Origin of the sequence: Clostridium sp., from assembly GCF_051278035.1 — a bacterium.
GTDB lineage: Bacteria > Bacillota > Clostridia > Clostridiales > Clostridiaceae > Clostridium_AD.
Genome location: NZ_JBNMNU010000151.1, coordinates 1 through 10,502, shown reverse-complemented (window position 1 = coordinate 10,502; position 10,502 = coordinate 1). Strand labels below are relative to the sequence as shown.

At 32.8% G+C, this 10,502-nt stretch carries 11 protein-coding genes and 1 pseudogene; all 12 read right to left on the bottom strand.

Annotation, left to right across the window (positions count from 1 at the left end; all coding sequences use genetic code 11):
* Nucleotides 1–249 (bottom strand): annotated as a pseudogene (locus ACJAX4_RS18340) (M23 family metallopeptidase); the annotation flags it as partial.
* 173 nt (nucleotides 250–422) lie between these two features.
* Nucleotides 423–1,478 carry a stage II sporulation protein D gene (gene spoIID, locus ACJAX4_RS18335; protein ID WP_435790893.1) on the bottom strand — a complete coding sequence of 352 codons (1,056 nt, stop codon included), beginning with the start codon at nucleotides 1,476–1,478 and terminating at the stop codon, nucleotides 423–425.
* Between the two features lie 147 nt (nucleotides 1,479–1,625).
* Nucleotides 1,626–2,891 carry a UDP-N-acetylglucosamine 1-carboxyvinyltransferase gene (gene murA, locus ACJAX4_RS18330; protein WP_435790892.1) on the bottom strand — a complete coding sequence of 422 codons (1,266 nt, stop codon included), beginning with the start codon at nucleotides 2,889–2,891 and terminating at the stop codon, nucleotides 1,626–1,628.
* Nucleotides 2,892–2,918: 27 nt separating this feature from the next.
* A complete protein-coding gene (locus tag ACJAX4_RS18325; RefSeq protein ID WP_435790891.1) occupies nucleotides 2,919–3,638 on the bottom strand; it encodes a YwmB family TATA-box binding protein in 720 nt (239 codons plus the stop codon).
* Nucleotides 3,639–3,945: 307 nt separating this feature from the next.
* Nucleotides 3,946–4,344 (bottom strand): F0F1 ATP synthase subunit epsilon, encoded by a 399-nt coding sequence (locus ACJAX4_RS18320; RefSeq protein WP_435790890.1) that lies wholly within the window; start codon nucleotides 4,342–4,344, stop codon nucleotides 3,946–3,948.
* Nucleotides 4,345–4,387: 43 nt separating this feature from the next.
* Nucleotides 4,388–5,785, bottom strand: a complete 1,398-nt coding sequence (atpD, locus tag ACJAX4_RS18315; protein WP_435790889.1) for a F0F1 ATP synthase subunit beta — start codon at nucleotides 5,783–5,785, stop codon at nucleotides 4,388–4,390.
* Between the two features lie 41 nt (nucleotides 5,786–5,826).
* Nucleotides 5,827–6,681, bottom strand: coding sequence for an ATP synthase F1 subunit gamma (atpG, locus tag ACJAX4_RS18310; RefSeq protein WP_435790888.1), 855 nt, complete (start codon nucleotides 6,679–6,681; stop codon nucleotides 5,827–5,829).
* Between the two features lie 93 nt (nucleotides 6,682–6,774).
* Entirely contained in the window at nucleotides 6,775–8,292 is a 1,518-nt protein-coding gene (atpA, locus tag ACJAX4_RS18305; protein ID WP_435790887.1) for a F0F1 ATP synthase subunit alpha, read from the bottom strand.
* Between the two features lie 16 nt (nucleotides 8,293–8,308).
* Entirely contained in the window at nucleotides 8,309–8,842 is a 534-nt protein-coding gene (locus ACJAX4_RS18300; RefSeq protein ID WP_435790886.1) for a F0F1 ATP synthase subunit delta, read from the bottom strand.
* 1 nt (nucleotide 8,843) lies between these two features.
* Nucleotides 8,844–9,329, bottom strand: a complete 486-nt coding sequence (locus ACJAX4_RS18295; RefSeq protein WP_435790885.1) for a F0F1 ATP synthase subunit B — start codon at nucleotides 9,327–9,329, stop codon at nucleotides 8,844–8,846.
* Nucleotides 9,330–9,408: 79 nt separating this feature from the next.
* Nucleotides 9,409–9,657: an ATP synthase F0 subunit C gene (atpE, locus tag ACJAX4_RS18290; RefSeq protein WP_431547461.1), complete on the bottom strand. Its 249-nt coding sequence runs from the start codon at nucleotides 9,655–9,657 to the stop codon at nucleotides 9,409–9,411.
* A gap of 34 nt (nucleotides 9,658–9,691) precedes the next feature.
* Entirely contained in the window at nucleotides 9,692–10,372 is a 681-nt protein-coding gene (locus ACJAX4_RS18285) for a F0F1 ATP synthase subunit A (protein WP_435790884.1), read from the bottom strand.
* Between the last annotated feature and the right edge of the window lie 130 nt (nucleotides 10,373–10,502).

Below are 10,502 nucleotides of genomic sequence, written 5' to 3'. Positions count from 1 at the left end.
CTGAGTCTTCGCTTCGTTTTCCTTTTTTACTTGAAGCGCATCCTCATAAGTTTTTTGTTCCTCTTTTGAAACTTTTTCTGCATTTGCTTGTTGTTTTTGTTCTTCTAATTGATTACTTGCTACTTTCTTATTGTTACTTGATGATATAGATGCCACAGTGGCTACTATACATAAACAAACAAATAAAATAACATAGAATCCTTCCTTCTTAAAAAAATTTAATGTTTTGTTGTTTGATTTCTTATCCATACAACACCTCCATTTCTATTTTTGTCCATAATGTATTAAAACATACATATTTTATAAATTTTTTTTCTGATTTTTTCATATTAATATTATATTTATGTTTTTAATCTATATTGTATATAAATAAAACTGGTTATTCCCTTTTACTAAGAATAACCAGCTTAACTGTATATTTTTTATTTTGATATAACGGTACCACTATAATAATGATTTAATATTTCAATGTAACTTTTTCCAGACTTTGCCATAGCATCCGCACCCCATTGACTCATTCCTACCCCATGTCCATAACCACTACAATTTATTTGTACATTGTTTGCGTTAAACACTATTTGAAAATTTGATGATTTCAGACCTAGCATAGTCCTAAATTTACTACCTGTCACGGTTATACCGCCTATCTTTATAGTCTTAACACTACCAGCCTCGCTCCTATCTATAACTGTTATTTGTTTCTTAATATTAGCGGTGCTTACATTAGCATTATTATAATTATTATTTATAATTTGACTAAGCTCACTATATTTAAAAATGTTACTACTTTTAAAACTTCCTGCTCTTTCTTCCCCCGGACTATCTACACTCTTTAAATAAGGTACACTATTACTGAATACATCCTCAGAATTTTCTGTTTTGCCACTGCTCGTTGCAAAATAATAAGGCTCCATTACTAATTTGCTATTGTATGTTAAAACTTGACCACCTGTACTTTCAACCGCCATTTTAATTTTAGCCCAATATTTTTCTCCTGAATTCACTTTTGACTTTTCCCACAATTTTATATGTTCTTTTTTAGTCTTATAGACTTGACTATGCACTGTATCGCATAAATCAGCCCCCTTACCGTCCTCGCAAGGTACTCCGCCGGCTTCTCGCACATGGGCTAAAGCATATGTTCTAGCAGCTACCGATTGAGCTTTTAAAGCTTCTAAATCAAAAGCAGCTGGCATTTCAGATGCAACAACTCCGGCAACATATTCTTCCAAGTTAATTTCTTTAACAATATTTTCTTTTGTAATAAATACTTTGACAGTAGAAATTTTGGGTAGCGAAACATATTTAGTAGAATTTTCATTTACTTCAAATTTATTTATAAAATCTTCACTTTCATTTGCGCTTTTTTTATCTCCCACCCCTACTATTAAGAGAGAAGTTATAATTATAAATGCAATAAATGCAACTATTAATAACAGAAAGTTTCTCAAATGCTCGGTAATAAAAAATCTTCTCATTTTTTTCTCCTCTCGCTATAAAATATAGTAATAATTAAACCATAAAAAAATTGGAATATATACTAACTTATATATTCCAATTTGTTGAATTTTATATTAAAAATAAATAATTATTTCAGTTTAACATTTTTAATAAGTTTTATTATATTATTTATTAGAACTTACTCTTTTTATATCTGCTCCTAGACCCCTTAATTTCTCTTCAATACAAACATACCCTCTATCAATATGATATATATCGCTTACTGTAGTTGGACCCTCTGCCATAAGCCCTGCAAGTATTAACGCTGCTCCTGCTCTTAAATCAGTAGCTTTAACTTCTGAACCTGTAAACGTGTCTATACCTTCAACTACTGCGCTTCTACCATCTATTTTTATATTTGCTCCCATTCTCTTAAGTTCTACAGCGTGCATAAATCTATTTTCAAAAATAGTTTCTGTGATTATGCTCGTACCCTTCACCGTACATAATAGACTCATCATTTGAGCTTGCATATCTGTTGGAAATCCTGGATATGGCATAGTTTTTATATCTACTGGATTTAATTTATTCCTACCATCAACTATTATGCTATTTTCATTAACCTCAATAGCTACTCCCATTTCAGTAAGTTTTGCTATTATCGGTTTTAAATGTATTTGATCAGTGCCATTGATTTTAAACATGCTTTTTGTTATCGCAGCCGTTATCATAAATGTTCCAGCCTCTATCCTGTCACATATGGGTTTATAAACAACCTCTTTAAAATCTCTAACCCCTAAAATCCTTATAGTGTCAGTGCCTTCTCCACTTATTTGTGCTCCCATAGCCCTTAAAAATCTTGCTAAATCCACAATTTCCGGCTCTTCCGCTGCATTTCCTATCACCGTTTCCCCTTCAGCTAATGTAGCCGCCATCATTATATTTTCTGTAGCACCTACTGAAGGATAATCTAGATATATACTGCTTCCTCTTAATTTTTTTGCTTTTGCCTCCACATATCCATGCCCTACTGATACCTCTGCGCCTAATGCTGCCAAACCTTTTAAATGAAGATCAATGGGTCTTGTTCCAATGTTACATCCACCAGGTAAAGAGATTTTAAAGTTTCCAAATCTTGCAATCATCGGACCCATTATTAAAAAAGATGCCCTCATTTTCCTAACTAATTCATCATTAGTACCATTATCAAATAGATTCGCATTATTAATTTTAATTTTTTTATTTATTTTATCTATAAAAACATCTGCTTTAAGAGACTTCAATACCTCACATATTACAGATACATCTTCAAGCATGGGTGCGTTTTCAATAGTACAACTATTACCATTTAATATTGTTGCTGCAAGTATAGGAAGTACCGCATTTTTAGAAGCACTTACATCTACTTCCCCTTGTAATTTTTTCCCACCACTTATAATTAATTCATCCATGTTTTTCCTCCACAATATTATTAATTTTCAATAAGTTGTAATTATTTCAGGTGTACCTATAATAATGTACATTCCAGATGAATAATTACATACAGCAAAATTAAAATCAATTAGCTTGTTATTATTTACCACAACATCATAATTTTTGGTATATGCCACAGTACTTAATCCATTATTAATACTTACCGTCTCAATGTTTTTAGTTCCATGAGATTCTAAAATTTCTATTATACTCTCATTAATGCTATTAATGCCTTCTACATTTTCACTCACACTAGCATCTTCGATTTTAGCCTTTAAATACTTATAATACTTTATATTTTTACCTCTATTTCCAATAGTAGTTCTAACTTTATTTTCAAGAGATACTAGTCCATTTTCTTTACCCTTCTCACTTATGTTTACCGTTATAACATCCTTGTTATTATTTTTTAATGCCTTTATATATCCCTTAAGATTTTCACCTGAAAACTCTATAGAATAGGAATCTTTATTTTCTGAAATTTCGGATTTTATTTTTTTATTATCGAATTCTAAAGTCTGAAATAAGTAGTTGCATTCTTCCCTTGGTTGTTCTCCTGTTTCAAACTTCACACGCAGTCCGTATTCTAAAGTTTCACCTTTAGTTTGGCTTAATATTTCGTCAAATAAATTAATTCTCTCCTGTGCATCTGAAAAGCTACTATTAATTCCAAAAACAAGTAAACACAATACTATGCACAAAAGTACAATATTTTTTCTCTTCACTTTATCCCCCCTAACCTTTAATTAAATTATTGACAATAATTAACTTTTATATTCTTTAAAGAGACTTTTATATTGTTACTATTAATAAAATCATCCCCCAGCACAAATGTGAAGAGGGCTATTCTATTCAATAGTATAGATAGGGGGGTATTATAAGAATTAAACCTAGGAATTGATTGTTAGGAATATCTATTCACTATATTATTAATATATAAAATTTAGGTGAAAATGTTCTTAAAATAATTTCCCCCATCATTTTTGAACATAAAAAAATAGAGATAAATTAATTTATCTCTATTTTTACTTCCTATTCTTTTGCTTTTATTCTCATAAGCGCCCTTAAAACACTACTTTCTGCTCGTTTAACGTCAATCTCATCCTTATGATTCAATCTTTCTTCTGCTCTTTCTTTAGCTCTACTTGCTCTTGCTAAATCTATATCTTCTGGCCATTCACAGGCACTACATAGAATTTCTACGCCCTCGTTATGCACTCTTAAAATTCCTGCTCCCGTAAAAGCTTTTAAATCTTTACCATTTAACTCTATAAACTTTGTTACCGTAGGTTTTAATGGCGCTATCATAGCAACATGACTAGCAAGAATTCCAAATCTACCATCACCATTCTCCGTATTCAAACTGAGGATTTCACCACTATAAAACTCTTTTTCAGGAGTAAGTATAGTAAGCTTCATATGATTCTCCATATATAAACACTTCCATTTCATTGTTCATATTCTTATTAACGCCTTATTCACTAGCCAGAGTTTTTGCTTTTTCTACTGCTTCTTCTATAGAACCAACAAACATAAATGCTGCTTCTGGTAATTTGTCATGCTTGCCTTCAAGTATTTCTTTAAATCCTCTTACTGTTTCTTTTACCTTAACAAATTTGCCCTTCATTCCAGTAAATTGTTCGGCTACAGTAAATGGTTGAGAGAAAAATCTTTGAACCTTTCTCGCCCTTAGTACTACCGTTTTATCCTCTTCAGATAATTCATCTATACCGAGTATTGCAATAATATCTTGAAGTTCTTTATATCTTTCTAATATATGTCTAACCTTTATTGTAACATCATAATGTTCTCTACCAACTATCCTAGGATCAAGCATTGTTGAAGTAGATTCTAGTGGGTCTACTGCAGGATAAATACCAAGCTCAACTATCCCTCTAGAAAGTACTGTAGTGGCATCAAGATGAGTGAATGTAGCAGCCGGCGCAGGGTCTGTTAAGTCATCTGCCGGTACATATACGGCCTGCACCGATGTGATAGATCCTTGTTTTGTAGAAGTAATCCTCTCTTGAAGCGATCCCATCTCCGTAGCGAGTGTTGGTTGATACCCAACAGCACTTGGTATTCTTCCAAGGAGTGCTGACACTTCTGAACCAGCCTGTGTAAATCTAAATATATTATCTATGAATAACAGTACATCTTGCCCCTGATCTCTAAAATGTTCACACATAGTAAGACCAGTTAAAGCAACTCTCATTCTAGCTCCAGGTGGTTCATTCATCTGACCAAAAACTAACGCCGTTTTAGCTATAACTCCCGATTCTTTCATTTCATTATAAAGATCATTACCTTCCCTTGTTCTCTCCCCAACTCCAGTAAATACCGAGAGTCCATTATGTTCTTTTGCAATATTGTTCATAAGTTCTTGAATAAGGACCGTTTTACCAACACCCGCTCCACCAAAAAGACCAATTTTACCACCCAATTGATAAGGTGCTATTAAGTCTATTACCTTAATGCCTGTTGCAAACACTTCTGGTTCAACAGACTGCTCTTCAAAGGTTGGGGCTAATCTGTGAATAGGCATATATTTATCTGCCTTAACTTCTCCCATTTCATCAATAGGTTTTCCAAGAACATTAAATAACCTTCCCAGTACTACATTTCCAACCGGTACTGATATTGGGTTTCCAGTATCAACAGCTTCTAGTCCTCGCCTTAGCCCTTCTGTACTTTCCATAGCTATTGATCTTACAATATCATCACCGATATGTTGCTCAACCTCAGCTACGATAACTCTATCTTCCATCTTAATTTCAATGCTATTGTGAATATTAGGAAGGCCCTCTGCTTCAAACTTTATGTCTATAACAGGCCCTATTATTTGCACTACTTTTCCTATATGTCCTGACACTTCTCTCACTCCTTTTTACCTTTGAGCTTCCTTATCTCAAACTACTTTTGAGCTTCCGCCCCTCCAACTATTTCGGAAATTGCTTGTGTAATTGCGCTTTGTCTAATTCTATTATAACTCAATTTAAGTTTATCAAGTATTTCGTTAGCGTTGTCAGTAGCTGCCCCCATTGACTGCATTCTAGCTCTGTGTTCACTAGCTTTTGAATGTAGCATAGAGTTCAACATTTTACCACTTAAAAATAATGAAGTAATCTCATGCAATAATTTTTCATCTATCGCTTCAACGTCTACATATTCTTTACTACTTTTCAATTCACTATCAACATTTAGAGGAAGTATCTTCTCAATTTTGACTTCATTTTTTAATGATGAAATGAGCTTTTTATAAACAATGTGAACTTCACCTATATCTGCGCTACTATACATGCTAAGTGCATTATTAATAATCGTTTTAGCTTCCTTTTGAGAAGGCGTATCTGATATTTCAATGTATTCAGCCACAGTTTCAATATTAAGCTTTTTAAGTATGATTTTCCCCTTTTTACCTACAATGATAACTTTGTAATCTCCTTGATCACTTTTAAGTTTAACCATCATTTCATTTATTATCGACCAATTGAATCCGCCGCAGAGTCCTGTATCTGAAGTAAGTACAACATACAATTTCTTATTACTATTGTTTCCTCTGACAAAGATACTATCACCTTCATAATTATCTGTTAGCTTTTTTATAGTGTCCTTTAGGGCATTCATATAATTATTATTAATATCTACCTTTTTTCTTATTTTTTTATATTTAGCTGTAGCAACTAGTCCCATGGCTCTGGTGATTTTTGTAGTATTTGTTATGGATTTTATTCTTCTCTTAATTGCAACAAGCCCCATACCTGCCATGTTTCACCTCACTTTAGTCTCCATAAACATATTATGGAGGCAAATTGATATTTTCTTATTGGTCATGCATTAACTTATCCTTTTAATGTGACTCTAAAATTCCTTAATTGAGAATACTTTTTTAAACTCCTCTATACCTTCAATAAGCTGCTGTTTTAGTTTATCATCTAACATCTTATTATCCACTATTGTTTTACCTACTTCTCTATGATGTGTATCCATATACTCCAAAAATTCACTCTCAAATCTTATTACTTGGTGTACTGGAATATCCGTAAGATAGTTATTGGTTCCAGCAAAGAAAATCATAACTTGCTTTTCTACTGGCATAGGCGTATATTGATCCTGCTTTAGTATTTCAATTAATCTTTTCCCTTTTTCCAGTCTCATCTTCGCATCTTTATCAAGATCTGTACCAAATTGGGCAAAAGCCGCAAGCTCCCTATATTGAGCAAGTTCTAGTCTTAAAGTCGCGGTAACCTGTTTCATAGCTTTTATTTGAGCATTCCCCCCAACTCTTGACACAGATATTCCAGCGTTAACAGCAGGTCTTTGCCCTGAATGGAAAAGGTCAGCCTCAAGAAATATTTGCCCATCTGTTATAGAAATAACGTTAGTTGGTATAAACGCCGTAACATCCCCTGCGAGAGTTTCTATTATAGGAAGAGCAGTTAATGATCCACCACCTAATTTATCTGAAAGTTTTGCCGCTCTTTCAAGTAACCTTGAATGAATATAAAATATATCTCCCGGATAAGCCTCTCTACCTGGTGGTCTACGAAGTAATAGTGACATAGCTCTATAAGCAACTGCATGCTTAGATAAATCATCATATACTATTAACACATTCTTACCATTATTCATAAAATGCTCTCCCATACTACATCCAGCATATGGCGCTAAATACTGAAGTGGTGCCGAATGAGACGCTGTGGATGCTACCACTATTGTATAATCCAAGGCGCCCATTTCTGATAGTGTGTTAACAATGTGTGCAACAGTTGATTGCTTTTGACCAATGGCTACATATATGCATATGACATCTTTACCCTTTTGATTCAAAATAGTATCTATAGTTAAGGCTGTTTTACCTGTTTGCCTATCTCCAATTATAAGTTCTCTTTGACCTCTCCCAATTGGGACCATAGAGTCTATTGATTTTATTCCTGTTTGAAGTGGCACTTTAACTGATTGCCTTTCAATAACTCCAGGCGCTTCAACTTCCACTTCTCTCGTCTCCGTAGTCTTTACTGGACCTTTTCCATCTATAGGTACACCTAACGCATTTACAACTCTTCCGAGTAATGCTTCTCCCACAGGAACCGCTACCACTTTACCAGTTCTTTTCACAATGTCGCCTTCTTTGATATCCTTCTCGGGCCCCAAAAGCACACATCCTACATTGTCTTGTTCTAAATTAAGCGCCATACCAAATATTCCATTAGGGAACTCTAACATTTCATTTTCCATACATTCATCTAACCCATACACTCTGGCAATTCCATCACCTATTTGAATTATAGTACCTGAGTCAACAGTGTCGATTTTCTTGTCATATCTTTCTATTTCTTTTTTTATTATAGATGTTATTTCTTCTGGTTTTATGTTCATAAACTCACCTCTATTCCTATTTAGACATTATTTTTTTCATTTCCTCTAGTTTGATTTTTAGAGTGCCATCAATAACGTCGTCACCGACCCTTATATACACTCCACCTATAATTCTTTTGTCTATTCTCTCAACAAATATAATTTTCTTATCATATATATCTATTAATTTTCTTCTGAGGTTTTCTCTTTCAGAATCATTAAGAGGTATTACTGTTTTAACTTCTACTAGCAATGTATTATTGCGCTCTAAGTGAATTTTTTCCATTTCTTTAAGTTTTTCTTCAGTAAAAAGTATCCTATCTTTTTCTATAAGAATAAGAAGAAAAGACAAAAGATCTTCGTCAATTTTCCCCTTGAAAATGTTAATAAATATCTTCTTCTTTTCAGAGGTACTTACGAATGGCTGTTTAATTAATTTCATGAAATAAGCATCATTGTTCATAATCGAAACAATTTCTCGTAGATCATTTAAATATTCTTCTACTTTCCCTTTTTCCTCAGCAACCCTATAAAGTGCTAGTGCATATCTTTTATCTAAGTATTCATACATTTTAGCTACCTACCTTAAAAATAAAATCCTCGATTAATTTCCTGTGTTCACTTTCATCGATATGCTTCCCAAGAGCTTTTTCGGACAAAACTAAAGATAAATCTATAACTTGCGCTTTTATTTCACTTTTCGCTTTTTCTTGTTCTCTTTCAATTTCAACCCTCGCTCTTTGAATTATAAGTTCCGCTTCTTGTTTTGCATTTTGAATTAATTCTCCAGATATTTTCTCTGCTTTTTGCTTATATTTTTCAACTATTTCCTTACCTTCTTGTTTTGCTAAATTTAATTTTTCTTCATTTTCTATTTTTAATCTATTAGCCTCTTCTTTATCACTATTTGCCTTCTCAAAAGAAGAATCTAATTCTTGTTTTCTTGTTTGTAAAATCTTACCTACTGGTATAAATAGAAAATGTTTAGCAATGAAAAGTAGTAAAAGGAAATTTACCATTGCAGCTATGACTGTACTTAATTTTATACCCATTTCCATATTAAACCCTCGGTTTACAAAGATTTTTTACTCTTATGCAAACCAAGACTTTCACCTACCTTCCTTTTACTATTTCTTTTTAGCCTTTTACACCAAGCAAAATTAATAATAATGCTATTAAGAAACCATAGATAGCTGTTGCTTCTGATAGTGCACCACCTATAACTAATGCTCTAAGTATTTTATCACTTGCTTCTGGTTGTTTTGCAATACCCTCTACGGCCTTTGCTGTAGCATTCCCTGTTCCTATTCCGCCACCTATAACCCCGATAGCTGCTATTCCTGCTCCTATTGCTGACATTCCCGCTATAAATCCTGCTGAATCCATAATATAATCCTCCTATTTCATTTTTATTTTAATTTTAATGTTCTGAAATTATTACAATATTAATCATTGTTAACATTACAAATATAACCATTTGAATAGTGCCATCGAATACATCAAAATACATATGTAATGGTATTGGTATTGCCAGTTGTGCCATCCAAGTAATTTTACTTAGCCCAGTATACGCTAATTCCATAATTATAGTTGCTGCAAACATATTTCCAAATAATCTTAGACTTAAAGATACCGGTAGCATAATTCTCTCCAGTATATTTATCGGAAGTAATACAGGTAATGGTTTTGCATAGCCAGTAAAATATTTTTTAAGGCCCGCTTTTTTAATTGTATATCCCTGTATCACTATAAATGTAATTAAACCCATTCCTAAAGCTACACTATAATCTGTAGTAGGCGGCTTTATTCCAAATAATCCTACCAAGTTCATTGCTAAAAGATAAATTCCTAATGTACCTATAAACGGAACAAACTTTTTAAAACTTTTACCCATAGTCTCTTCTACGGTTTTTTCCACAAATTCAACAAAAATTTCAACTACACTTTGTTTTTTATTTGGCATTTTTTTAAGATTTATGTTAATAACTGCTATTAGTAAGCTTAGTCCCAAAACTATTACCCATTGCGTTATTAAACTAACTGTAATTTCAAAATTGTATCCAAAAATATTTACACTAGGTAATTGTGTAATATCTCCCATGTACTCACTTCCCTTCACACTCTTTAATATTAATTCCGTAAAGTACTATAGAAATAAGTTGTGAACTATATCCTAATATAAACGCAATTATACCAAAATTGTAATAATTGAAAATTATTAAGCCTATTAC